General features: G+C 39.1%; 23 protein-coding genes. 3 read left to right on the top strand and 20 right to left on the bottom strand.

Annotated elements, in window-relative coordinates; all coding sequences use genetic code 11:
• The first annotated feature begins 179 nt into the window (after positions 1–179).
• From LC040_01845 to LC040_01835, 3 genes are all read left to right on the top strand, one after another.
• Positions 180–698, top strand: a complete 519-nt coding sequence (locus tag LC040_01845) for an acyl-CoA thioesterase (GenBank protein WLR51670.1) — start codon at positions 180–182, stop codon at positions 696–698.
• 37 nt (positions 699–735) lie between these two features.
• Positions 736–1107 carry a hypothetical protein gene (locus LC040_01840; protein ID WLR51669.1) on the top strand — a complete coding sequence of 124 codons (372 nt, stop codon included), beginning with the start codon at positions 736–738 and terminating at the stop codon, positions 1105–1107.
• A 209-nt stretch (positions 1108–1316) separates the two neighbouring features.
• Entirely contained in the window at positions 1317–1514 is a 198-nt protein-coding gene (locus LC040_01835; protein ID WLR51668.1) for a cold-shock protein, read from the top strand.
• Between the two features lie 92 nt (positions 1515–1606).
• Here the strand turns inward: LC040_01835 and nagB are convergent, their stop codons facing one another.
• From nagB to LC040_01735, 20 genes are all read right to left on the bottom strand, one after another.
• Complete coding sequence (gene nagB, locus LC040_01830) at positions 1607–2368, bottom strand: glucosamine-6-phosphate deaminase (GenBank protein ID WLR51667.1); 762 nt, start codon at positions 2366–2368, stop codon at positions 1607–1609.
• Between the two features lie 25 nt (positions 2369–2393).
• Positions 2394–3020 carry a bifunctional 2-keto-4-hydroxyglutarate aldolase/2-keto-3-deoxy-6-phosphogluconate aldolase gene (locus tag LC040_01825; protein ID WLR53173.1) on the bottom strand — a complete coding sequence of 209 codons (627 nt, stop codon included), beginning with the start codon at positions 3018–3020 and terminating at the stop codon, positions 2394–2396.
• A gap of 9 nt (positions 3021–3029) precedes the next feature.
• Positions 3030–3986, bottom strand: coding sequence for a shikimate dehydrogenase (locus LC040_01820; protein ID WLR51666.1), 957 nt, complete (start codon positions 3984–3986; stop codon positions 3030–3032).
• Positions 3973–4956, bottom strand: a complete 984-nt coding sequence (locus LC040_01815) for a hypothetical protein (protein WLR51665.1) — start codon at positions 4954–4956, stop codon at positions 3973–3975. The genes LC040_01820 and LC040_01815 overlap by 14 nt, the downstream gene beginning before the upstream one ends.
• Before the next feature lie 19 nt (positions 4957–4975).
• Positions 4976–5809 (bottom strand): aldo/keto reductase, encoded by an 834-nt coding sequence (locus LC040_01810; GenBank protein WLR51664.1) that lies wholly within the window; start codon positions 5807–5809, stop codon positions 4976–4978.
• Between the two features lie 23 nt (positions 5810–5832).
• Positions 5833–6735, bottom strand: coding sequence for a ribokinase (gene rbsK / locus LC040_01805; protein ID WLR51663.1), 903 nt, complete (start codon positions 6733–6735; stop codon positions 5833–5835).
• An 18-nt stretch (positions 6736–6753) separates the two neighbouring features.
• The gene (locus LC040_01800) at positions 6754–7743 is read right to left on the bottom strand and encodes an ABC transporter permease (GenBank protein ID WLR51662.1); all 990 of its coding nucleotides are present in this window, start codon (positions 7741–7743) and stop codon (positions 6754–6756) included.
• 17 nt (positions 7744–7760) lie between these two features.
• Positions 7761–9251, bottom strand: coding sequence for a sugar ABC transporter ATP-binding protein (locus LC040_01795; protein WLR51661.1), 1491 nt, complete (start codon positions 9249–9251; stop codon positions 7761–7763).
• Between the two features lie 64 nt (positions 9252–9315).
• Positions 9316–10341 (bottom strand): ABC transporter substrate-binding protein, encoded by a 1026-nt coding sequence (locus tag LC040_01790; protein WLR51660.1) that lies wholly within the window; start codon positions 10339–10341, stop codon positions 9316–9318.
• 84 nt (positions 10342–10425) lie between these two features.
• The gene (locus tag LC040_01785; protein WLR51659.1) at positions 10426–11082 is read right to left on the bottom strand and encodes a transaldolase family protein; all 657 of its coding nucleotides are present in this window, start codon (positions 11080–11082) and stop codon (positions 10426–10428) included.
• Positions 11066–12004 carry a phosphoglycerate dehydrogenase gene (locus LC040_01780; GenBank protein ID WLR53172.1) on the bottom strand — a complete coding sequence of 313 codons (939 nt, stop codon included), beginning with the start codon at positions 12002–12004 and terminating at the stop codon, positions 11066–11068. The genes LC040_01785 and LC040_01780 overlap by 17 nt, the downstream gene beginning before the upstream one ends.
• Positions 12005–12028: 24 nt before the next feature.
• Positions 12029–12709: an HAD family hydrolase gene (locus LC040_01775; protein WLR51658.1), complete on the bottom strand. Its 681-nt coding sequence runs from the start codon at positions 12707–12709 to the stop codon at positions 12029–12031.
• A gap of 29 nt (positions 12710–12738) precedes the next feature.
• Complete coding sequence (locus tag LC040_01770; GenBank protein ID WLR51657.1) at positions 12739–13302, bottom strand: glucose-6-phosphate isomerase family protein; 564 nt, start codon at positions 13300–13302, stop codon at positions 12739–12741.
• A 25-nt stretch (positions 13303–13327) separates the two neighbouring features.
• The gene (gene xylB / locus LC040_01765) at positions 13328–14866 is read right to left on the bottom strand and encodes a xylulokinase (GenBank protein WLR51656.1); all 1539 of its coding nucleotides are present in this window, start codon (positions 14864–14866) and stop codon (positions 13328–13330) included.
• A gap of 27 nt (positions 14867–14893) precedes the next feature.
• Positions 14894–15634: a GntR family transcriptional regulator gene (locus tag LC040_01760; protein ID WLR51655.1), complete on the bottom strand. Its 741-nt coding sequence runs from the start codon at positions 15632–15634 to the stop codon at positions 14894–14896.
• Between the two features lie 211 nt (positions 15635–15845).
• Positions 15846–17558, bottom strand: coding sequence for a methyl-accepting chemotaxis protein (locus LC040_01755; GenBank protein WLR51654.1), 1713 nt, complete (start codon positions 17556–17558; stop codon positions 15846–15848).
• A gap of 447 nt (positions 17559–18005) precedes the next feature.
• Positions 18006–19478 (bottom strand): diguanylate cyclase, encoded by a 1473-nt coding sequence (locus LC040_01750; GenBank protein WLR51653.1) that lies wholly within the window; start codon positions 19476–19478, stop codon positions 18006–18008.
• A gap of 124 nt (positions 19479–19602) precedes the next feature.
• A complete protein-coding gene (helD, locus tag LC040_01745; protein WLR51652.1) occupies positions 19603–21906 on the bottom strand; it encodes an RNA polymerase recycling motor HelD in 2304 nt (767 codons plus the stop codon).
• A 280-nt stretch (positions 21907–22186) separates the two neighbouring features.
• A complete protein-coding gene (locus tag LC040_01740) occupies positions 22187–22369 on the bottom strand; it encodes a hypothetical protein (protein WLR51651.1) in 183 nt (60 codons plus the stop codon).
• Positions 22370–22559: 190 nt separating this feature from the next.
• Complete coding sequence (locus LC040_01735; protein WLR51650.1) at positions 22560–24269, bottom strand: methyl-accepting chemotaxis protein; 1710 nt, start codon at positions 24267–24269, stop codon at positions 22560–22562.
• Between the last annotated feature and the right edge of the window lie 19 nt (positions 24270–24288).

Raw genomic sequence — 24288 nt, 5'->3', positions numbered from 1 at the left:
CTTTTTTCATGCAAATCATTCATGACTGAAAGCATTTTCATAGACAAAAGCTATTACTAAGATGAAAAATAACCATTTTACATCCAAAATTCACCGTCGTACACTCAATTTGTAGAACAAAGAACACAAAGAACACAAACATTTCTCAGCAATTGATTTGAAATAGAAAGGAACATAATATGAATCAAAAGAAAGCAAAAGAAAGCCGTATTGTAAATACTGACCAAGTTCTCATTAGCGATTTAAATAATTACAACACGCTGTTCGGAGGCGTGCTTATGAAGAAACTCGATAGCTGTGCCACCCTATCAGCGCGCAGACATGCCAGAGTGAAGGAATGTGTTACAGCATCGACCGATTCAATTGACTTTTTATGTGCCATTCATCAAACGGACTCAGTTTGTATTGAATCATTTGTGACGTTTACAGGAAAAAGCTCAATGGAAATTTTCTGCAAGGTTATTGCGGAAGATATGATTCATGAAGAACGAAGAGTTGCAGCCACTGCTTTTCTGACATTTGTGGCTTTAGATGAAAACAAACGCCCTGTAGATGTTCCAGCTGTAGTACCTGAAACAGAAGAAGAAAAGTTCTTGTATGAAACAGCGAAGGAAAGAGCAGAAACACGGAAAGCAAGAAGAAAGAAAAGCAAAGAATTAGCGGAGTTTATTACTGTTAAGAAGCCTTGGGACGAATAAAAACCAATTAATTTTATACGAAAGAAGGGATAATAAGATGTTAACACTCACAAGCCTTGATGAATTAAAAGAGGTAGATCAAGCACTTCATTCATTTCAACAATCCAACCCTGCTTTATATGAACAATATATACACGTGCTTAATTTAACACGTCAGATGCAGTTTAAATTTCACTATATGGGCTCTCTTTTGATGAACGAAGAAACAAATGAGTCTGCACCCCAGCATGTTAATAGCTCTGTTCTTCGTCTATATGAAGAAGAAGTTCAAAACTTACACAATGAACAAGGAATCGACTCTCTTAAGGAGATTTTCAACAGCTACCGTCATGCTGGTTATGCGAAGATCAGCTTACTTTCGCTCGGTGCAGACCCTGATTCACTAGTTGGCGCAACTGTCATTCGTTAGCATCAAGCCTAAATAAAAATCATCTTTCAAAAAAACTTTTCATATTTGCTTGCATTTTAAAAAATCACTTGCTATACTAAGGTTAATTATTGTTGTTCGAAACATGAGTGACTGAAAAGCAACTTTTATAAAGTGATTTTCGTCTTGAATGAAATGTAGAGCAAGAATAGTAATACAATGTGGGATTTCCCACACAGGAGGAATTTTTCATGGTACAAGGTACAGTAAAATGGTTTAACGCAGAAAAAGGTTTCGGTTTCATCGAAGTTGAAGGTCAAGACGACGTATTCGTTCACTTCTCTGCAATTCAAGGCGATGGCTTCAAAACTTTAGAAGAAGGTCAAGCAGTAACTTTCGAAATCGAGCAAGGTCAACGTGGACCACAAGCTGCTAACGTTCAAAAGTAATTGTTTGATGAAGAAGACCACTTTCATGTGGTCTTTTTTTATTGCCATAAGAATGAGGAACAGGCTGTTATAGGCTGTTCCTCTTTTTATTTTTATAAGCTTCTAACTTGATATGCTCCACTTTCTAAATTGAGCTCTGATGCAGCTTCGTCATCTAAGAAAAAGGTAACATTCGGATGAAGCTGAAGCAGAGAGGCAGGACACTCAGTGGTGACCGGTCCTTCTAGCGACTTTTTCAAGATGCTTGCCTTCTTCTTCCCAAGCGCCATAAAGAGAATCCACTTTGAACGTAGAATACTTGCCACTCCCATTGTAATCGCATGAGTTGGCACCTCATCAATTGAAGAAAAGGCACTGGCATTTACCTCTCTTGTTTGTTCTGTCAGAGTCACGACATGGGTATGCGGAGAAAGCTCTTCTCCTGGTTCATTAAAGCCGATATGACCGTTTAAACCAAGACTTAAAATTTGAGCGTCTAATTGGCCAGCATGCTGTAATACGCTATTATATCGTCGACATTCTTCCTCAACATCTTCCGCTTCACCATCAGGTATATAGATATTTTCTCGTTTTAAATTAACATGATCAAATAAGTGCTGTTTCATAAAAGTATAAAAAGAAGACGGATGTTCTTTATGAAGTCCACAATACTCATCCAAATTATATGTAATCGTTTGGGAGAAATCAGCCTTCCCCTCTTGATGTAATCGAACTAACGATTGGTAAATTCCAATTGGCGTGTTACCAGTCGCAAGACCAATCTTCCCTCCATCCGTTGCCTGCATAAGACTAACGAGCAATTGAGCACTATAATCGTTCAAGTTATTAATGGACTTTGAAACAATGAGTTCCATAAACTTTGATGCCCCCTTCAATAAGTTAGACTTTTGCACATAACTGACGTGCTTTATCTGAAACCTCCGTATACTTACCTTCCTGGGACATTTTGATTAATGAACTGCCAAGTCCAATTGCACTTGCACCCGCTTCTAGCCAATCATTCATATTTTCCAAATTAACTCCACCAGTAGGCATCAATTCAGCTTGTGGAAGCGGACCTTTAATGGCTTTAATCATTCCAGGAGTAAAGGCATCTCCTGGGAACAACTTCAAGATATCTGCCCCTAATTCAAGTGCTTGCACAGCATCTTTCACCGTCATAATCCCAGGCATATACGGAACTCGGTAACGATTGCATAACTTTGCTGTCCCTTCATCTAAATATGGACTTACAATAAATGTCGCCCCGGCCAGCATCGCAATACGTGCAGTTTCAGAGTCAAGTACACTACCAGCACCTATTATTATACCTTGATCCTTATACTCATTAACAAGCGTTTCGATTACCTTCTGTGCTCCTTGCACAGTAAATGTAATTTCAATAATTCTAATCCCGCCCGAGATGCAAGCCTTCGCTACTTCAATTGCCTCACCTTCACTATTAGCTCGAATAATTGCAACAAGCTTGTTATCTCTTACTATTTGAAGAACTTCCTCTTTCTTCAGCACTTTCCCTCACCTCTTTACTTTATTTCTTTGAAAATCATTTGCAATACGTTCAAGCCGAGTGAATTTTTCTTTGTCCATCTCAAACTGAAACACTTCTGCCATGACTTGAGTCCAACCATGAATAAAATAAATCCAACCATCTTCCACTTGTAATTGCTTGTTAGATGCTTGTTCATTTGCCTGCTTCATAAATAATCGCTCTCCACGATAATTAAGCTCCCAAACAAAACTTTTCTCTGGAAATTCACATTCATTTGTGAGGGGAGAGCCCGGGCGGTCCTTCCCAAGACCTGTTGCATTCACAATCAATGAATAATCATTTACTCGTGAAAGAACTCGGTCATTTGTGCTGCTATCTTGAACGAGAATATACTCAATTTCGACGTTGGGATTAAACTTCTCTACAATTTCTTTCAATGAATCAAGGCGAGATTGACTAGGATCACTTACGTAAATTTTTGAAGGAATGTTTTCTTTATTTTGAGTGTCTAGCAATGATGTCGCAATCGCAATAGCACTGCCCCCTGCGCCCATAATAAAAACCTCGCCATTATGCTCTAACCAGTAGTTCTTCGGTATAAATGCTTCCATTGCAAGGCCACTTGTTATCGGATCTTTTGCAAAGCCTTTAAGTTGTCCAGCTCCTTTAGCGATACAAGACAATTCATGAAAGCTCTTTGCATAAGGATCCAAATAATCGAATAAATCGTAGGTAGCCTCATACAGGTCAATTTTATGAGTTGTAACAAGTGATCCTAGTGAGAGTGCATCATTTTTCAAGAACGTAACGACTTCTTCATAAATTTCCTTCTCTGCATTCAGCTCAATGTCAATCCCTTTGATTTCTGCATCAATGCCCAGCTCTTTCACCCATAATGGAAATAGTTTCATAATCGATGATTGCTGTGTTGTAACACCTATAAAATAAAAGGTCGGACATGCTGCTTGTTCAAGTTTCATCATCTGCTGCCTCCTTTAATCGATTTCTTAAAGCTCGTTGAGGATTTTTCACTGTTATTTGTTGGATAATGGATTCCGTACAACCTCGCTTTCTTAGCAAAGGAAGGAACGTTTGAATCAAATAGGAAAGACCAATTTCTCCACCATAGTGAGATAAACGTTGACGAGTTGTGTCTAGACTCATTAATAGTTGCTCAGTGAAGCCCGCTTCAATCATATGTTCAATAAGCTCTGCTTCTACTTCATCATTATGGTATTTAAATCGTCCGATCGTATCGTATTCTAGAAAGGCACCTGTCTGTAATATTTCTTCATGCAACCGATAATCATGATGTGTTCGGTCGAGGTGGCAAAGTAATAAATGCTCAGGCGAAATATTCTCCTTCTCGAAGAAATGAATCACCTGAAATGGATCAGCTCCTTTCTCGTTATGCACCATAATTGGCAATCCTGTTTCCCGATGTGTTTCTGCAGCTGCAAGGAACATCTTTTCATTCCGTTCTTCAATTCCCTTTGGACTCACGGCCGTTTTAATCATTCCGGCTTTTTCATAGATCGATTGTTCTGGAAAATTCATTTCTGTACCTACATACATTCCGCTCTGTGCTTCGTGGATGAAAACATCCGCTAACTGCGCTTCATCATAAGCAAAGATCCAATGATCATCCCGATAAAAATCTAATCGATGAAAACCAGTAGAAGCTACGATATCGATATCTAACTCTGTAGATAAGCGAACTAATTTACGTTCGACTCGACCGGTTCCGATTGGCTGAGCATCGACGATAAGCGTGCCTCCATTGTTTTTCAATTCATTAACTTCTTGATATGTTTTGTCATAATCATTAAAGTGCAAAGCTTCATTTAGTTCAGCAGGCTTCCCATATGCAAGAAAAAGGTGTTCATGACATTGTGAAAAGCCAATCTCTTCAACTTGCTTACGGCCTTTTACTGTTTGCACAAATGGTTTCAAAGGACATGTCTCCCCACGTTTAAAAGTCAAAGTTGTCAGGATCTGGACCGACACGTTTGTTTTCATTTAATTGATTAATCTTCTCCATGTCTTCTTCATCAAGTTGAAAATCAAAGATATTAGCATTGCTATATATGCGTTCTTTTTTCGACGATTTAGGAATCGTCACAACCCCATGCTCTAAATCCCAGCGAATTAACACTTGGGCAGGTGACTTTTCGTGCTTCTGAGCAACTTCTTCAATCACCGGGTGTGTTAATAACTCACCTTGCATAAGAGGGCTCCATGCTTCCAGCTGAATATTGTGTTCTTTTGTAAAGGTACGCAGTTCAGGCTGAGAAAGCTTTGGATGAAATTCTACTTGGTTAACCATCGGCTTTATGACAGCTGTTTGCATCAAGTCTTCTAAATGATGAACATGAAAGTTACTAACACCGATTGCACGCACATAACCGTCATTGTAGAGCTTCTCGAGTGCTTTCCATGTTTCTTTGTATTTCTTTTCCACAGGCCAATGAATTAAATAGAGGTCCAAGTAATCTAGATTCATTAGCTTCAAGCTTTCATGAAATGCCTGGATTGTTGCTTCATATCCTTGGTCATCATTCCATACTTTTGAAGTAACAAACAACTCACTTCGATTCACTCCAGATTGCTTTATTCCTACCCCAACACCTTCCTCATTTCCATACACGGCAGCTGTATCAATACTTCGATAGCCTGCTTCGATCGCCCATTTCACGTTGTTAACGACTTCTTGTCCGTCCTCAACTTTGAACACGCCTAGACCAAGCCAAGGCATTGTTACTCCGTTATGAAGAGTTGTCGTGTCTTGCAATGCTTTTATTTCCATTCAATCTTCCTCCTTAATCTCACTCATATATTCAAGTCTGAACGATACGGCATACTAGGTGCTGTTCCATACTTTTGAACAGACAAGGAGGCTACTACATTAGCAAATTCTATAGCAGCCTCGATGCTTTTTCCTTCAGCTAAGGCTGTCACCAAACCACCGTTAAAAGCATCCCCAGCTCCTGTTGTATCAATTGCGTCTACTAGATTTGCTTGAAAGTGCTCAGTTTTTTCTTCACTAACAAGTAAGGCACCTTTTTTGCCAAGTGTTACAACTACATATTGAACGCCTTTTTTGCACAACCACTTTGCAGCCTGCTCAACTTCGTCAAGGTGACCAACAGGCATATTTGTTAACGTTCTTAATTCTGTTTCATTTGGTGTAAGAATTGAAATATACTTGTACATTCCTTCTTCTAACGACTGAGCAGGTGCAGGGTTAACGACAACCGTTTTATGTTTATTGGCAGCTAATTTAATCCCGTATTTCACTGCAGGTAGGTCAAGCTCAAATTGTGTTAGAAAAAGGTCGGCCTCATTGATAACTGATTGCGCTTGTTCAACTTGTTGTTCATCTAACGCTTTATTTGCACCTGAAACAACAACAATTGAATTTTCACTATCGTCTCCAACTAAGATTTGAGCAGTCCCTGTTGGATAAGAGTCGTCAATTACAAGGTGCTTAATACCGATTCCTTCATTTTCGAAGTTCTTGACGGCCATCTTTCCGAAGAAGTCATCACCAACTCTGCCGATCATTTGCACATCTGTACCTAGTCGCTTTGCTGCAACAGCCTGATTTCCACCTTTCCCACCAGGTCCCATCAAAAATTGACTGCCTAGTAATGTTTCACCTGGTTCAGGTAGCCGTTGCACAAAACTTGTTAAATCAACGACAAAGCTGCCTAATACCGCTACTTTACTCAATAGATTTGCGTCCTCCTTTTAGCCTCGATTTTTCTGGAGTTGGTCAAAGAAAACAACAATGACTAGCAAGGCGCCGATTGCAATCTGCAACCAGAAAGGTTCAATTCCTAATAAGTTCCCCGCATTACGAAGAGAGGACATAATAAGCGAACCGATAACTGTACCAATAACGCTGCCTTGTGCCCCAAATAAACTTGCCCCACCAATAACAGCTGAAGCAATTGCATCAAGTTCATACATTTGACCGGCAGTTGGAACACCACTTGCAAGTCTTGATGTCATTAGAATTCCTGCCACACCTGATAGTGCGCCTGAAATCATATACGCGCCATAGGTTGTTCTTCTTACACTGACACCTGAAAGGCGAGCAGCTTCATCACTACTGCCAATTGCAAATAAATTACGACCAAAGATTGTAAAACGAAGGACGACCATGAAAATAACTCCGACTAAAAAAAGAATAAAAATCATATACGGAATCCCGAATACTGTTGAATTAGAGATGCTTGTAAATTCACTCGGTACACCAGCAATAATTCGTCCTTCACTGCTCATAAGCGTGGCCCCGCGCACCATCGTCATCGTACCTAACGTCGCAATAAATGGCGTAATCTTCATATCATACACAAGTACCCCATTCAAAAGTCCGATCATCATACCTAAGAGCGTAACTAAGACAACTGTCGCTAGAATAGAGACGCCCGATACAAGTAAAAGAGCTGATACTACACATGAAAGACCTAATGTCGAACCAACGGATAAGTCAATCCCACGCGTTATAATGACAAAGGTTTGTCCGATCGCTACAATTGCAATAATCGCAGTTTGACGGCCCAAGTTCGCCATATTATTAAATGACATAAACCTCGGCTCCAAAAATGTAATAACCAGCCACATTAATAAAAGAATTAAAGGTAAAGATAATTTAAATAAAAGTTTCATATCAAAGTTGATTTTCTTAGCACCATCTGATGAACTCGGCTTTTCAATCGCCAGTTTCTTTAACATGTTCATTCCTCCTGTTCTTAAGCGTAGGCTGCTGTCATAATCTCTTTCTCTACAAAACCAGTTGTACGAGTAAACTCACCGGTAATTGCCCCTTCGCTCATTACCAAAATCCGATCACAAACTTCGAGCAACTCAGGTAAGTATGAAGAACAATAAATAACACATTTTCCTTCGTCTGCAAGCTGACGGGAAACCTTGAAGATATCACGTCGTGCGCCGACATCAATTCCAGCGGTCGGCTCATCCAGCAATAATACTTCGATATCTGTTCCTTTCCATTTTGCAACGACAATTTTTTGTTGATTTCCACCGCTCAAATCATCGATATCTTGCTCTAAATTGCTATATTTCACATTAAAATCTTTCATAATTTCTAACGCTCTTTTTTTCTCTATATTAGGGTAAGTAAATCCAAATTTTGCAGCATTTTTGTAGGAAGCAATATTCGCATTTTGGTAAATAGGTATGCGAGGAAGGAATCCTTCTGTATTTCGGTCTTCTGCTACAAAGCCTATCTTTTTTCTTATTGAATCGCGTGGGTTTTTCGGCTTGAATTCTTTGCCATTGATATAAATATCTCCTGACTTTGGAGGCATTGCTCCAAAAACGCCTTTTAATAATTCACTCTTTCCTGCGCCCACAAGACCAAACAGCCCGACAACTTCACCCTGCTTAATTGCAAATGAGATATTTTCGTAGTGAGGTTCATTTGATAAGGAATGCACCTTAAGAAGATCATCTTTTATTTCTGCCGGATAATAGACTTCTTCTTTACTTTCCATCTTTCCAGCAATTGCTTCTATTAAAGCTTCATTCTCAATTTCAGCGATTGGCTTTGTCCAAATTTTGCTACCGTCACGAAGAACCGTAACACGGTCACAAACTTGAAAGATTTCTTCAAGTCGATGTGAAATATAAATAATTGACACACCACGTGCAACAAGTTCTTTTAAGATTTTGAACAGCTTTTGGACATCATCCTCTGCCAATAAAGCCGTTGGTTCATCTAAGATTAATAAGTTAGCATTTTTCGATAGCGCTTTGGCAATTGCGACAATTTCTTGCTCTGCCATTTTTAAGTTCCCAAGCTTTTCTGCCGGGTCTACTTCAGGAATTCCTGCTTTTACAAGAGCATCTTGCGTTAGACGTATTGCCTTTCTTTTGTTCACAAGGAGTCCAAAGTGCTTTGGCATCTTTCCCATTAAAATGTTCTCCATAATGGAAACACCCGGTGCCATCTTTAAATCTTGATAAACGACTGCGATTCCTAAGTCCTCAAGCTCTTTAATCGGAATAGCATTATAGGCCTTATCCTTAACAACAATTTCTCCTTCTTCAGGGGTGTAAGCTCCTGTAAGAATCTTAATCAACGTACTTTTCCCCGCTCCGTTCTCTCCTAATAAAGCATGAATTTCTCCGGGCATAATATCCATGTCAATTCCTTTAAGGGCTACAGTCCCCTTGAACTTCTTCACAATGCTTTTCATTTGGACTAAAGGCTTCTGCATCTTCATCTCCCCTTTATTCCCGCGCTCTTAGTCATGCCAGAACGCGGGGTTTTGAAATTGCGATTTATCGTTTATCTGGGAATAAAAGCTGTTGAACTTTTTCTTCTTCAAAGTTTTCCATTGATACTGCTGTTACGCCTGTGTCAACTTCCTTCTTAACTTCTTTTCCTTCGAGCGTATCAACCACGCTCATAACACCTTTGTAACCCATTCCGTATGGATCCTGGACAATCAACACATCAATTGCACCTGACTTCAAAGAATTAATTTGCTCTTCATCTGCATCATAAGAAATGACAGGTACTTTATCCTCTAACCCTTGTTCATTAATTGCGCGTGCAACCCCTATTCCGGTATGATTATTATCTGCAAAGAAACCTAGTAAATCCGGGTTACTCGTTAAGATATCTTGTGCTGCACCTAATGCTTGGGTAATGTCGTTATTTACATAGCGTGTTTCAAGCACTTCAATATTAGGTGCGAGTTCATTTAATTTCTCAATAAAGCCTTTATCACGGTCAGTTAAGACTTGTACACCTGCCATCGCACTAATAACCGCTACCTTACCTTTCAGTTCTTTCCCTTGTTCCTCTAAGTTCTCTACCAGTTTTTCAGCTGCCAGAGCACCGCCTTTTTTGTTGTCTGTTGCTAGAAAGCTTACATAGTTCTCAGTGTTCACACGATTATCAAGCAAAACGACTGGAATGTCTTGGCTCATTGCTTTTTCAATACCTGGTACACTTGCATCAGAGCTTGTTGAAGCCATTACAATGCCATCTGGTTGACGTGTAATAACATTTTCTAAAATGGAGACTTGCTTTGCGATATCTGCTTCAGATGGAGGCCCATCTGTTATAACATTTACTTCATCGCCAAGCTCTTCACCCGCAGCTTCTGCCCCTTGTAACACAGTTTGCCAGAATCCAGAATCTGTCGCTTTCACGATAACTGCAATATCTTTTGTTCCACTTCCCTTTCCGTTCTCCGCTCCTTCACTTCCTGAAGCTTCATTACCTGCATTTCCACAAGCTGTAAGGCCAAACAACAAGACAATAGCGCTAAAAAGCATTCCTAAGCGTTTTTTCATCATATATCCTCCTCTTATTATAAAACTGATAATTCGCAATGTTCTGACTTTGAAAATTGCAAGTTGACTACTATTTCTTTAAGACTGCTATTCTCCTAATCGTTCTTGATAGCCTTGCCAATCCTTTTGAAATTGTGTAAGCCCTTTATCAGACATAGGGTGTCCGAGCATTTGTAAAAGTACACGGTAAGGCATCGTTACAGCTTTTGCACCGAGCATCCCCATTTCAATAATGTCTTGATTACTACGAAGGCTTGCGCCAATTACTTTCGTAGCCATTCCTTGAGCAGTAAATAATGTTACAATCTCCTCAATTAGCTTATAACCTGACCAGCCGATATCATTCATTCTGCCAACATAAGGACTTACATAAGTTGCACCTGATTTTGAAGCAAGAAGCGCTTGAGATGCAGAATAGACAAGCGTTATGTTTGTTTCAACCTTCTGTCTTGAGAGTGCTTTACAAGCTTTTAAAGCTTCAGGACCCATCGGAAGCTTTATAACAGGATGGTCAAGTACCTCTACTATATCCATCGCTTCTTGGTACATCTCATCTGCATGTTCACTTACTACTTGGTACCATACCTTCCCATCCACTAAAGCGTTTATTTCGCTAAGAATCTCCTTTGGTACTTTCGCCTGCTTCGCTAAAATTGACGGGTTTGTCGTCACACCATCAAGAATTAATAACTCTGCAGCACTTTTAATTTCGTTTAGGTTTGCAGTATCAATGTAAATTTCCACTCGATACACTCCTATCACGATAAAAAGTAAGTAGCTTATTGGTGGATTGTATTGTCATTCGATTTGTTGCCTCTTGACTTGCAGAAGCGTTATGAGGAGTAAGAATGATATTATCCAATTCTAATAGCGGAGAATCCTTCAATGGCTCTGCCTCAAATACATCAAGTGCAGCTCCGGCAATAACCCGTTCTTTTAAGGCTTCATACAAAGCTTGTTCATCAATGATTCCTCCGCGCGCTGTATTAATAATATAGGCGCTTGACTTCATTTTCGTTAATCGTTCTTCATTTATGAGATGTTTCGTTTCTTTATTAAGCGGCAAATGGATACAAAGAATATCACTTTGTTCAATAACTTCATCTAATTCTAGATATGTAAGTTCGTATTGTTCAGCAAATGCTTCATCCTTGTAAAGGTCATAAGCAAACAGATTCATATCAAACCCTGTAGCGCGTTTGGCGATTGCTTTTCCAATTGCTCCGAGCCCTAATATACCAATATTCTTTTCATAAATTTCTTGGCCAACACGCTTTTTCCAATCGCCATTGCGAATTTCCATATCACTAAGATGAGCCTGTCTTGCAAGCATTAACAATAATCCAAACGTATAATCTGCGACCGCTTCTGTGTTAACGCCAGGTGTATTTTCCACAACAATTCCTTTATCTGCGGCATAATCCATATCAATATTATCTACACCAACACCATACTTTACGATTATCTCCAAATCACCAGCATGCTTTAGTGCTTTTCGAGTAACTTGGTCTGTTCCAACAATAAGACCGTGGACACCTTGCAACCTCTCACCTAACTCATCTTCATTAAAAGGCCCTTTATCACGAATTACTTTATATTCATCGGCAGGAAAAGACTGTAGGATATCCTGTGAAAACAACCCGTATGACCTTGGGGTAATCAGCACTTTCTTCAAGGTAACATGCCTCCCTTATTCTTTCATATTCGTTAATGTTTGAATCGTATGAGGCAGCTCACTAAATTCAGAAATGAAAACGTCAGCTTCTTGCAGCTCCGCCTCTCCACCAAAGCCATATAGACAGCCGATTGTTCTTAGATGATTGAACTTTCCTGCTGTAATATCAGATGTTCGATCACCGATCATAATCGTTTCAGACGATAAATTATGTTCTTTCAATAGAAGCTCAACCAACTCTTCCTTACAGCTCGTCTTGTGAAGACCACAGCAGTATACACCGTCAAATAGATGATAAATTTCCCTTACACGTAAAACCGTAGGCACATACATTGCACCACCGTTACTTGCAATATATAAGGCGTGGCCTTGTTCTTTCAAAAGCATTAATGTTTCAGTTACATCACGAAATAAATTCCCTGCCTGCTTTTCTTGAAGAAAGTCCTGCTCAATTTCCTCCAATAAGCTTTCTGCCTGGTGAAATGCTTGTTGATTTGCTCCAGGAAACAAATACCTGAAGAGTTCTGGAAAGGTCATCCCGATAACATGACGATACATCTCAGAAGTCCATTCTCTTTTCGGATAAAATCCCTTCTCAACCATTTCTTCAGTTAATTGTTTAAAAGAAGCAAAAGCAAGCTTTTCTGCATCAAATAAGGTCCCATCTAAATCAAAAATTAATGGTGGTCTCTCCATCGCTTTTTCACCTCAGTCTGCCTCCTTTTCTATGAATCATAACGCGGGTTATTAACGACTTTCACGCCTCCTGTATCATCAAGAACGATTTTTCGAAATCCTTCGCGCTCAATTTCGCCATAATCATGACCTGCATCTCCAGGATAAGCAGCGAAAAATACGAGCGGGTTTTTTCCTGTATTGACAGTTCGGTGAGCCCATGCCGGGGGAACATATGCAATCGTTCCGGGACTCATTTCAACTTCTTCAGCCTCACCTTCCTTTGTCTGCATTACCAGCTTTCCTTCTCCTTTAAAGCAGAAATAGATTTCAGCTCTATTCAACACTTCATGATAGTGACCCTTTGTCATAAAATATTCCTGCCCTACTTTTCCCGGATAAAGAACGGTCAAGCAATGCTGTAAGTGCTCTACATTTTCCGGGACTTCAACATTAAATACTTCATAAACAAGCGGGTCATCATTCAACAATTCCTGTGCAGCTTGTTGGTCTTGATACATTTCCGACATATGTGAAAGCTTGCGAGTAACAATACGTCCTTTCGGGTCAAGTAAAGATTCAGCATCATTATAAATAGTTGTAAACGGCTTCATAAAAAATCCTCCTGTTTGGATAAATTTAGTCAACTTTAATATGTGCAAGACGTTCATATATCGGCTTCAGCTGTTCGTAGCTTTGGTCGAATATGTCATGTAATTGTTGATAAATTTGTTGATTTTCTGCTTTGGGCTTAATCACTTCTCGTTCGTAAACCCATGATTTCGCTTCCTCAAAATCTTTTAATATACCAACACCAACCGCTCCTGTAATAGCAGCTCCCATCGAGGTAGCCTCATCAAGTAAATGTGGTACAGATAACTCTAATTGATAGACATCTGCAAATATTTGTTTCCATACATCACTCTTAGCAGCTCCACCAAGAATCCACATTTTATCAATACTTGCTCCCGCTTGAATCAAAGCTTTCAGAATGACATTTAAGTTAAATGTTACGCCTTCCATAACAGCCCGGGTCATATCTGAGCGATTATGTTTCACATGCAGTCCAAGGAAGGTTCCACGAGCATCCGGATTCCAACGTGGAGCTCGCTCACCCATCAAATATGGTAAGTAAAGCAATCGATTTGACCCTGGAGGAGATTGTTCCGCAAAGTTGTTCATAAGATGATAGATACTTTCATCATTTTGCTTCGCTAGCTTGTGTTCATTACTATATAAATGGTCTCGTATCCATTGATAGGAAGCTCCAGCAGCTTGCATCGTTCCATTTGGAGAATACTTTGTCTCATCAAGGTGAACCCATGTATACGTTTTCATTTCAGGATCGAATAACGGCTTTTCTGTCGCCAAAGCTACCCAGGCCGAAGAGCCAATATAGGTGAAGGCATCTCCTTCAGCTACAACTCCTACCCCTGCAGCTGCACAACAACCGTCTCCACCTCCTATCACAACAGGTGTTCCTGGAGTAAGGCCTGTTTCTTCAGCTGCCTTATCTGTTACCTTTCCAATTACATGAGTAGATGGGTAAACATCTGGAAGAATGGCTTCATCAATTTCCCACGCCTTCAAAATTTCCTCGGACCATTCCTTCGTTGAAATGTCCAGTAAGTTCATTCCTGAGGCGTCAGAATAATCCGTTGCAAATTGACCAGTTAACCGCTGAACAAGAAAATCTTTTGCTTGAAGAGCTTTATAGGCTTGTTGATACAATTCAGGCTGGTTATTCTTAATCCACTTCAACTTCGCCCCTGAATAAGAAGAACTGATGCGGTGACCAGTTATTCGATAAACCTTCTCCATGCCGAGTTGGTCTTTAAGCATGGCCGCTTCTTGTTCTGCCCTCATATCTGCCCAAATAATCGCTTTACGAAGCGGATTCCCTTCATAATCAACTAACACGCATCCCATCATTTGCCCACTAAAAGTCACGGATGCGATATTATTTGGGTTAACTTCAAACTTACTTAACAGCTGTTTCGTTGATATACAGACAGCTTTCCACCAGTCGAGTGGATTTTGCTCAGCCCACCCGACCTTTGGAAAAGATGTTTCATACCCATAAAATGTACTGCCAATGATTGAACCATCATCAGAGAATAATGTTGCTTTATTTCCTGTTGTTCCAATATCATGGGCAAGTATTAACTCACTTCCCAAATCTCTCACCCTTTCTCTGCCTACCAGTTAAATGGATAAGTTTACAGTAAACGAACTTGAATCGCCTCGATAACGAGCAATTGTGTATTCAAATGCTCTGTCATCTGTTAAGAATCCAGTTGTTTTGAAGTACATAATAGCCGAGCCAACCTCAACCTCAAGACGTTTCGCATCTTCATTTGTTACATTTACAGCTTCCATAATACGAGTCGCTCTACTTATTTCTAAGCCATACTTATCTTGGAGCGTTTGGTACAACGAAGCATTTGTTAAATCTTCGTCGATTAAGCCTGGTGCCAAAGCTTTTGGAATATAGGTAGAAACGACGACAATTGGTGTATCTTTTACAAACCGTAATCTTTCAATGTAGATATACTCTGGATAGGTTACTCCAAAGACATCTTCTAAAGTAGGGTTCGATGGAATTGTCTTAATACCCAATACACGAGTTGAGTAAGGCAATCCTTTTGTTTCCATTTCATGTTGAAAGCTTGTAAGGTTTTCAAGGAACTGCTGGCTAATTTTCTGTTTTGCAACAAAGGTTCCTAACCCTTTCTTCCGGTTTAACACACCTTCATTAACCAGTTCATTAATAGCTTGTCTCACAGTTGGTCTGCTAATTTCAAACATCTCTACAAATTCTCTTTCAGATGGAATCATCTCTCCAGGCTTCAACTTACCTGAATCAATTTCTTTTTTCAGTAATTCTTTTAATTGATAATAAAGCGGTAATGGACTTTCTTTATTAATACCGTCATTCGCTAGCATGAATTTCACCTCATATTATTCTCCCCACAACCATTAGGACAACACAACATGTTATCAATATGTCCAGTTGTCTTTACCAGTGGGTGTGACTACACTATAAGTTATCTTCACTTTTGTGTCAACACAATATTCTGAATTCTCGAATAAAATGAACTTTTTACCCAACACAAAAAAAGCCGCCCAATACGGACAGCTCTTTTCCTAGTTCGTTTTAAAACCGAAATCTTGAAATGGAATCATTTAATGAATTAGACAGCTCGCTTGTCTCTTCTGCAACGGTATTCACGTTTTCAACAGAGGCGACAACCTTCTCTGTAGCGTCTTGGGCAGTATGTGCGTGCTGGTTTGTACTCTCAGCACTTCCTGCAAGTTCGTCTACCAAGGCAACAATTTTATTTGACGTTTCGACCTCTTCATTTGTAATCTCCGTAATAACTTTAATATCAGCGACTGTCATTTCAACAGCTTTAAGTATTTCTGCAAGTGAATCATTCGTTTCCGAAACGGTGTTCACACCCTCTTTAACTTTTGACTTGCTTTCTTTCATCGCTTGAACGGACTTGAGGGTCGCATCTGAAATCCGATGTGTTAATTCTGATACTTGGTGTGCACCTTCGTTTGATTGCTCTGCTAATTTCCGTACTTCTTCAGCTACGACAGCAAAGCCTTTCCCGTGTTCCCCTGCTCGTGCAGCTTCAATTGATGCATTCAATGCGAGTAAATTCGTTTGTTCAGCTATTGTCGTAATGGTTGTCGTGATTTTACCAATCTCTTGAGCATAAAATTCTAAGTTCTTAATCATCTCTTCTGTTTCATCTGTCTTATGTTCGATTTCTTTCATCTTCTCAATTAACTGTTGAACTTTGTTTACGCCTTCTAACGCTGAGTTTGATGTTACTTCTGAATTCTGCTGTGTATTTAAGGCTTTTTCTTTCGCCGTTTCAATGAGAGCTGTTAGTTCAGCTAATGCTTCTGATGCTTCTACAGATGAATTTTTACTTTGTTCAGCATCATCAGATACATGCTTGACGATGTCGTTAATTTTATCAAAAGTTAACGAAATCTCTTCTATTGATGCTGTTGTTTCTTGTGATGAAGCCGTGATTTCATCAGCAGAATTTTTCACTCCACCAATTAATGTCTTTAAATTCTCTTTCATTTTATTAAGTGCAGTGGCTAGTTCCCCAATCTCATCATTCTTAGAAACGTTCATATCTTCAATCGCTAAGTCACCAGCAGACATCTTTTTCGCTTGTACAATCATATCTGAAATTGGCTGTGTTCTTCTCTTTAATACCCAAAACGTGAACAAGGCAGCGATAACCATTGGAATAAAGCTGGCACTAATCCCACCTTTTGTCATCTCCCACGTTCTGTCTTTCACAATGCCGCCATCGAAATCAATTGCACTAATTGCAACGACTTCATTAGCTGGGTCATGGTCTTTAAAGATCGGCGCATAACCTGTCATTCTGCTTCGGTCGCCATACGTATAGATATCAGAGTAATGTGGGTGTTTCATCTCTGTTACCATTTTTAGTGCATCTTGATCTAAATAATAGTCGTCACCGATTTCATAACCATCACCGCGAAGGTTATCATCTAATGTCAGTAATGTTCCATCTAACGACAAAATATATTGCGTTTCAAAAATCGATTTATGCTCAGAGGTCCAATTTAACAGCTTTCCAATTCGCTCAGCTGTCGACTTGTCCCCATTTGTTAACTGTGTGATATCTTCAGGTGTTAACAAGCCTGTAGTAATGTTTGCACATCCATATAATTCAATCCCTGCGGCTTCTCGTACTTTATCATAACTATATTTGTAACTTGAAATGGTTGTAATTAACACTGTTGCGACAATTACACCAACGATAAGCAAGCCTAATTGATAGACTAGGCTTTTTCGATTCGGCATTTTCATCTTACATCCCCCATCGTTCAAAGTAATAACTGCATAAAATATCGACATTTTTGGCTAAATTTTGACCTTTTTCTATGGTAAAGTTAATTTCTTTTTAAAATATTGTTAACGTAGCAACCCATTTAGAAAACAACCGTTTATAACCACAATGATAAAATTAAATGGTGATTTTTGTTGTGATATTCATCACTTTAACGAGGTCATATGAAAATTCTTAAGCCTTTGTTAAGGGCCTGTTTAGTTTAATGTTTATGTAACGTCCAAAGTAAACCTTGAAGGCCGACTTAATAACCGTATAAACAGTGGTTGAAAATCAGGTAAAGGGAAGGTTCACACTACGAAAAGAAGAGAACCTTAACAGGTTAAGGTTAAAGGAGTTTTTATGGTGGAAGCATCCCAGCGCAATAAAGTAACAGCCCTGCCTTTCAATGGGCAGGGCTTATTTTTTCACTCGCATATGGATAATACATTTCGTCCTTTTGCTTTCGACTCATATAAGGCTTGATCGGCTTTTTCAATTAAACCCTCTTTTTGTCTTCCTTTCTCTACTACTTCCGAAGTGAGGCCTAAGCTTATTGTAATATGGGGGGCAATCTCAGAAGAGTGATGAGGAATCTGCACTGCGTTAATCGCATTTCGTAGCTGTTCTCCGATCTGCTTTGCTTGCTGGGTATCGGTATTAGGCAAAATAATAGCAAACTCTTCCCCTCCATACCGACATACATGCCCATAAGCTTCAACTTGTTGTGCTGCTACCTTTGCAACTTGGATTAATGTTTGGTCCCCCATACTATGCCCATATGTATCGTTGTATTTCTTAAAGTAATCAATATCAAATAAAATAAGTGAAAGCGGCGTGCCCTTTTCATTTGAACCATTCATTTCTTTTTCTATAGTGAGGTCAAAAAAACGTCTATTTGAAACTTGTGTTAAACCATCAACAAGGCTTAACTCTCTTAATCTTTGAGTTGTTTGAACACGCTCTGTCACATCCCTATAATTCCAAAAATGTCCAAGATACAACTTATCTTTATAAATTGGTACAAAATCAAGCTCTAAATGGACCTCATTATTAAGCTGTATTGGGATGTTTGTTACGACTTTTTTATCCTTAATACACTGTTCAATCGTATGTTCAAAGAGCTCAGGGTCTTTAAAATAGCCTTTCGCTCTCTGGACTAATTCTAAGCAATCCTGACCTACTAGGAACTTAGGGGAAAACGGCAAATTAAACATTTTGCAAAATCTATCGTTTACAATTCTAATTCTTCTTCCTTCATCCTCAAGTAATATCCCAGATTGTAAGCTTTCAATTAATGTAGATAATCGAGATGACGTACGAAGCAATTTGTCTTCAAACTTTTGTGCTTGATAAAGATATTCCGCTACACTGATAATAAAAAAACCACCAAAAAACGAAATAAAAAATGAGTACTTATAAACCTCAATGACTGCTTGAAAATTACCTAAATTAATCATTAAAGCTATAAAAATAATGACTAGACTAACAATATTCATAATGTGAAACTTATAAAAACGACTTACTTTCAACCGAAACAGCAATCCACCGCTTACTCCAATACATATCATCAACATAGAAGCAATCATTCCTGCACTTGTTGCACCGTAAAAAACAATACGACTAATTGAAATAATGACAGCAGAAATTAATGCAGGTATCATCCCTCCATACACAGCAACTAATATTGTTGCGAGATGGCGTAAATCTACAATAATTGTATCTGTAACTTGAATGGAATAATACATTAAAATAATTCCTAGTACCCCAAATACTATTCCAAATAAAATAAGCTTTCTTAATTTCATGTTTCGTTCTTTACTAACGTATTTATTAACAATACTCACCAAAAATAAAAATGATACAACGATTGTAAAGTTAAAAAACAATACATGAAACACCCATTTCCCCCCTAACATAAAACAATTATATACAACTTACAGAATAATCAACTCAATTTTTTCTATAATTTTCTTATAAATCAAAAAATCACCTCCCTCTTATGAGTAGGTGACTTTTTTTAGATTATTCCTTTTTATATTTATCTTTGGGTACATCATCAATAATAGACGTTGGGGAACCAAGGGAAAATACGTGTAATTCGTGCATTGCCCTCGTACAACCTGTATAAAGAAATGTTCGATCTTCATCTTTGTCATATACTGTTTCAGATGCGTTGTAAATAATGACCGAATCAAACTCAATACCTTTCGCTAAATAGACAGGCAGAACGATAACCCCTTTAGGCATAATGGCTGTTTCACTGTCAATACGATGCACATCCATATATTCAAGCAGCATATAAAAGGCATCCATTGTCTCTTGCATCGTCTTACAAATAACCGCAATTGTTTCATGCCCCTTCTCTTTCAACAGCTCAATTTGCTCAATCATCTTGCGCTGTTGTTCATTAACAGTCTTCACACTATGCAGCACTGGCAAATCACCATCACGGTTAAATGGTTCAATTCTCTCTCCACCTTCCACAAACGCCTTTGTGAATTCAACAATTTGCCGAGTTGAACGGTAGCTTTTCAACAATGAAATCGTTCCAATTGATTGCGAAGCTGTGTCTGCCTTAGATAGAACCCCTTTACCACTCAGCGTATGATTAAACAACCCTTGGTTCATATCGCCAAGTAGCGTAAATTGGCTGTTTGGAAACAGCTGTCGAATGTAGGCAAATTGGAATGCCGAATAATCCTGGGCCTCATCTAGAAAGACGTGTCGAACAGTCGGCTGAGCTCTTCTTCCCTTCAAACAATCCTCCATATAGAGAAACGGTGTAATATCTTCATAAAACATTTTTCTTTGCTTAAAGCTTTCGACTGTTTGCTTTGTGATTGCCTGCCATTCTTGTGGGAGCTGTTCCATCATATTGATATAAATCTTTCGCAAATTCAAAAATACTTTCCGCTTTACCTTCTGTTTCAGCGGCTTAAAGCGGCGTTTTACAACAAGCTTGGAAAGAAGCTTCGTTTCACGTTCAAAGTCATCAAAGGTTTCAATTGAAAAACGCTTATTTTCTTGCAGCTTCTGATAGGCTTTCACTAAGTCTTCTTGACTAAGAAGTTCAATTTCCTCCTGCACCCATTCCTTCTCTCGCTCTTCCACTTCAATCGTACGAAGCTCTTCTAGCAGCCATTCTGACACTACTTGTATTCGATTTGTTAAATGAATTGCAGGGTCAAGCTGATAAAAATATCGTTTTATACGTTCCGCCGGTATGATCACACGCCCTTGAAATGTAATATTTCGAAAGACAATCCCTTCTGTTAACAAGCTGTGCATATACCGCTCAATATGTTCTTTGAATACGAGAGAAGCCTTCTGTTCCATTGATTGCATCCGTGTTTGATATTCTGGAGTGGCTAATCGTTTTAAGGAAACTTCCATCTGTTCAAAGGGCCCTTCAAGCTTAAATCGCTTTCCTAATCGCTGCTCCGCATATTCTTGAAAGGTCGTTTGCTGAAGGTTTTCTTCACCAAGCTCAGGTAATACATTGGCCACATAGCTAGAAAAGAGTGGATTTGGCGAGAATAGGACAATTTGTTCAGCCTCCATCGAACCGCGAAACCGATATAACAAATACGCGGCACGCTGCAATGCAGCTGATGTTTTACCGCTTCCAGCCGCACCTTGAACAACGAGAATCTTGTCTTTTTCATTCCGAATGATTTGATTTTGTTCACGCTGAATAGTTGCCACAATGCTTTTCATTTGCGAGCTTGCATTCGTGCCAAGGGCTTGCTGAAGCATTTCATCACCGATCGTAACGCCTGTATCAAACACCGCCTTCATTTCCCCGTTGCGAATGACATACTGCCGCTTCTTATCCATTTCGCCTTTCATCTGACCATATGGTGTCTCATACACAACTGGGCCTGGTCCATAATCATAATAAAGACTGGAAATTGGGGCACGCCAATCATAAATCAAGAAATCTTCCTCATTCTTATCCATGAAAGAGGATGTCCCGATATAGATCTGTTCAGTCTCCTGTTCACCTTCCTCAGTAAAATCAATCCGCCCAAAATAAGGAGACTCTTTCAACCGATGTAATGCCTTCAATTGCTGCTCAGCCTGCAAGCTGCTTCGTTCACGTTCAGCTAACAGCTCAGCCTGTTGTTTCATACTCGCATATGTCTCAGCTGCTTCATGTGCATCATCAAGGTTTACTTTCACATCGTCCCAAAAGGTACGACGTAAAAAGCTTACATCTTCTTTTCGTCCACCTGTTCTCTTTTCAAACTTTTTTATTCGTTGTGCAATTTGTTTTGTAACCTCTTGAAGACGATGTTGTTCTTTTTCTAATTCCTTCTCGTCCATCCTCCCACTCCTTTTTTACGAAAAAACGTTTTATATGAACCTGGATGTCCAATCAGAAATTCCTGTAATAATTTTGAATGATATTCTTATCTTTACTCTAATATACCTGAACCATACCATTCGAGTGAACGTATGGTCATTAACAATCAATTATAGACAAAATAGAAAAACTCCTCAAAACAATTCGAACCTTAAAGGAAAGGTTTTCTTTTGCTTAAGGAGTTTTTTAGCTTTTTATTACTTTAATAAACGTCTTTCGTGAGGAAAAAAGGTGTGGAGTCTAGGCTTGAGGCATGTTTTCTTTTTTTTGTAAAACTTTGTCTGTTTGTTTGTCATCCAGCTTAACACTCAATTCCTTCATATACATATAAACAAGCTGTTGAATCTTGTAATCGGCACCTACAACCTGAAGATGGTTCAAACATTTCGTAATGATAGGATGATCCTTCTTTTCGATATTCATGTGGTTCCCCTCCCTTTCAAATTGGAAGCTTGCTCTCACATTACTTATTAATGTTAATCATATAGTAAATTTGTCGAATAGGCTATCGGGAAATATCCCTATTCTTTGTAAAAAAAACCCCTATTATATGAAAAAAGCAGGGGTACTTAAGCTAACCACCTTTTCATTTCCTACTGCACAAACGATCACCTTACTCATGCTCGCTGCCTCTTAGCTTAAATTGACTCATCAAGGTCTGCAGTTCATTCGCCAATGCTGATAACGATTCAGCTGAAGATGTGATTTCTTCCATTGATGCAAGCTGTTGCTCGGACGCACTGGCTGCTTCATAGCTTGATGAACTACTTGTTTCAGCAATTTCTTTCACTTGGCTGACAGCACGGACGATATCCTCGCTTACAGCATTTATTTCTTCAATGGCGGCTGAAACAGTTTGTACTCTGCCTATTACATCCTCAATGGATTGTTCAATTTCCTTAAACGAACCTTCTGCATTACTTGTCAGTGTTAAGCCGGTTTGAACCTTATTATTTCCTTGGTCCATTGAGCGGACAGCTGCTTCTGTTTCATTTTGGATCGACGTAATGATGTTCGTGATTTTGTCAGTTGATTTCTTAGATTCCTCAGCAAGCTTTCGTACTTCATCAGCAACAACGGCAAAACCCTTTCCATATTCACCAGCTCGAGCTGCTTCAATTGCGGCATTTAATGCTAGTAAGTTAGTTTGATCAGCAATATCAGTGATTAATTCTGTAATTTGGCCGATCTCATTAGAGTGCACACCTAATTTTTCAATGATCATAGACGTATTGCGAACGGAGGTACTGATATCATTCATTTGTTTCACGACAGAATGAATAGATTGTGACCCATTCTTCGAAGAGGTAGAAGCTTTTTCCGATGAATAAAGCATACCCTCTGTGCTTTCAGCAATTTGCTGAAGGCCGCTTGACATTTCATCCATTGAAGAAGATACTTCCTTCACATTCGTTAGCTGCTGTGCTGCTCCACGTGAGGATTCATTTGCAATCTTCGCCATTTGTTCAGCCGCAGAAGTAGACTGTTGGGAACTTGCTGTTAGTTGTTCAGAAGCGGCTGCAACACGGTGCGACGAATCATACACACTTGTTACTATGTTGCTTAAGTCTCTAATCATCTTGTTCAACGCTTGTGACAGCATACCAATCTCATCATTTGTCTTAATATCCAATTCATGAATTGCAAAGTTTCCGCCCGCTACTTCTTCCATCGCTTTCGCAACTTCACCAATCGGCTTCAAACGCTTAATTAAAACGAAAGACGAACCTAAGACAATGAGAATTAACATCAGAATACTACCTATAACAGCAAATAACTGAGCTTCAGCCTGCGCTAACGCTTGTGCAGATTCTTTATTTGTTCGCTCGTGAACTTGGTTTTGAAATTGATGAATCGGCTCCATAATGCTCTTTACACTTTCATTATATATATTTCCAAACATAAGCTGTTGAGCTAGAGCCATATCCCCTGACATCACTGCTTCCATTGCTTGTTCTTCTACCTTCACTAAGGCATCAGAGTTATTTTTTGCTTCCTCAATTAAAGCTAACTCTTCTGGCTTAGCACCTAACTCCTTTAAACGCTGAACAACGTGGTCTGTTGTTTTTGTTTCATTGACTTCCTTCCAATAGTTATCCACATGCTCTTTATCACCTGTAACTGCATACAAACGCGCTTCTCTTGTTAAATATTCAGAGGCGTTGGCCAGTTTATTGCCAAGCTCTACAGTTTCATTCCGAATATCCTTCAACTCATTACTTTCGTCAAAACTAAAATGAAAAAATAATAGAAACGTCACAGCAAGTCCAGAAAACAGAAATGCCGCTATTACAATAATTGTCAACAAGCGTGAAATCTTCATTTGTAGCCCCCCATGTTAA

Origin of the sequence: Bacillus tianshenii (genome assembly GCA_020524525.2) — a bacterium.
Classification (GTDB): domain Bacteria; phylum Bacillota; class Bacilli; order Bacillales; family Bacillaceae_N; genus Bacillus_AV.
The sequence above is the reverse complement of the archived record's forward strand: the minus strand, read 5'-3'. Positions and strand labels throughout refer to the sequence as shown.

Bases quoted from the DNA above. Each gene is read 5' to 3' on its own strand.
- LC040_01845 (WLR51670.1), top strand. From the start codon at position 180: ATGAATCAAAAGAAAGCAAAAGAAAGCCGTATTGTAAATACTGACCAA.
- LC040_01840 (WLR51669.1), top strand. From the start codon at position 736: ATGTTAACACTCACAAGCCTTGATGAATTAAAAGAGGTAGATCAAGCA.
- LC040_01835 (WLR51668.1), top strand. From the start codon at position 1,317: ATGGTACAAGGTACAGTAAAATGGTTTAACGCAGAAAAAGGTTTCGGT.
- nagB (WLR51667.1), bottom strand. From the start codon at position 2,368: ATGGAACTCATTGTTTCAAAGTCCATTAATAACTTGAACGATTATAGT.
- LC040_01820 (WLR51666.1), bottom strand. From the start codon at position 3,986: ATGATGAAACTTGAACAAGCAGCATGTCCGACCTTTTATTTTATAGGT.
- LC040_01810 (WLR51664.1), bottom strand. From the start codon at position 5,809: ATGGAAATAAAAGCATTGCAAGACACGACAACTCTTCATAACGGAGTA.
- LC040_01800 (WLR51662.1), bottom strand. From the start codon at position 7,743: ATGTTAAAGAAACTGGCGATTGAAAAGCCGAGTTCATCAGATGGTGCT.
- LC040_01795 (WLR51661.1), bottom strand. From the start codon at position 9,251: ATGCAGAAGCCTTTAGTCCAAATGAAAAGCATTGTGAAGAAGTTCAAG.
- LC040_01790 (WLR51660.1), bottom strand. From the start codon at position 10,341: ATGATGAAAAAACGCTTAGGAATGCTTTTTAGCGCTATTGTCTTGTTG.
- LC040_01775 (WLR51658.1), bottom strand. From the start codon at position 12,709: ATGGAGAGACCACCATTAATTTTTGATTTAGATGGGACCTTATTTGAT.
- LC040_01770 (WLR51657.1), bottom strand. From the start codon at position 13,302: ATGAAGCCGTTTACAACTATTTATAATGATGCTGAATCTTTACTTGAC.
- LC040_01760 (WLR51655.1), bottom strand. From the start codon at position 15,634: ATGCTAGCGAATGACGGTATTAATAAAGAAAGTCCATTACCGCTTTAT.
- LC040_01755 (WLR51654.1), bottom strand. From the start codon at position 17,558: ATGAAAATGCCGAATCGAAAAAGCCTAGTCTATCAATTAGGCTTGCTT.
- helD (WLR51652.1), bottom strand. From the start codon at position 21,906: ATGGACGAGAAGGAATTAGAAAAAGAACAACATCGTCTTCAAGAGGTT.
- LC040_01740 (WLR51651.1), bottom strand. From the start codon at position 22,369: ATGAATATCGAAAAGAAGGATCATCCTATCATTACGAAATGTTTGAAC.
- LC040_01735 (WLR51650.1), bottom strand. From the start codon at position 24,269: ATGAAGATTTCACGCTTGTTGACAATTATTGTAATAGCGGCATTTCTG.